This is a genomic window from Methylobacterium sp. B1 (genome assembly GCF_000333255.1).
GTDB classification, from domain to species: domain Bacteria; phylum Pseudomonadota; class Alphaproteobacteria; order Rhizobiales; family Beijerinckiaceae; genus Methylobacterium; species Methylobacterium fujisawaense.
The window spans coordinates 1-981 of sequence record NZ_BACT01000054.1 but is presented as its reverse complement, the minus strand read 5'-3'; the positions used below and the strand labels follow the sequence as shown (position 1 = coordinate 981).

1 protein-coding gene is annotated in these 981 nt (G+C 74.8%); it reads right to left on the bottom strand.

Annotated features, from left to right (window positions below):
- Positions 1 to 981 (bottom strand): FAD-dependent oxidoreductase (locus tag I53_RS01595; RefSeq protein WP_043345954.1); only part of this gene is annotated, 981 nt, incomplete at both ends.

The window sequence follows — 981 nt, the reverse complement described above, 5'->3', positions numbered from 1 at the left end:
ATCCGCGCGACCATCGATCGTGGCGCCACGCGCTCACCGCCGGGATCGTGAGGTCGCGCAGTCGTGCGCCGCCGAAATGCTCGGCCAGGACCGCGCGGACATGGCGGCGCACGCCGTCTGCGCCGGAGCCAGCGGCGTCGATCGCCGCCGCCTCGTGCAGGTCGAGTTCGTAATAGTGGAACGGCGTTCCGTCGATGCGGGTCAGAAGCCCCGGCGGCGCGTGACGCCCGCCATGGATCGCCGCGAGCCGGTCGCGGCCGCGGAACGGGCTCGACGGCCAGTGCAGCACCGCGTGCTCGTAGATACCGGTGGTGAACCCGTCGATGGCGGCGCGGGCCGCATTCGGCAGCGGCGGCGAGAAGACCGGCCCCTCACGCAACACCATCATCGGCACGGTCACGATCACGGCGCGCGCGGCGTGCTCGGCTCCGGCCGCGGTGGTCGCGCGGACCCGGCCGCCCGACCAGTCGATCCGCGTCACCGCTGTCGCGAGCGCCACCGGCAACCCGTCCGCCAAGCGGGCGAGGTAGCTGCCGTAGCCGTCGGCGAGGAAGTAGTTGTCGCCGTATTCGAGGCTAGGGAAGTCCTGAAGCGAGACCTCGTTCAGCGGCCGGCCCGACACTAGGCCATGGACCTGCGCCACCCGTGCCCCCCAGGGCCCGAGCCCCGGCGGCAGCGCGCTGCCTGCCGGCCGGTCGGGACCGGGCTGCGCGGCGCCGCGGGTCATGGCCCGGTCGGCCCGGTCGAAGGCACGCCCGTTGGCCCGGATCTCGGCGGCGCGGCCGGGCCGCCGCCCGACCCAGACGTGGCTCTCCTGCGGCGCACGGCGCAGCCGCTCGCCGCGCGTCCGACCGAGCGTCACCAGGGGGTTGATCGGCCCGGCATGCAGCCAATGGGCTCCGAGATCGAGGGCATGGCCGCGCAGGGCGACCGTCAGGGCTCGGCCACCGACGCGGTCCCGTGCCTCCAGCACGGCCACCG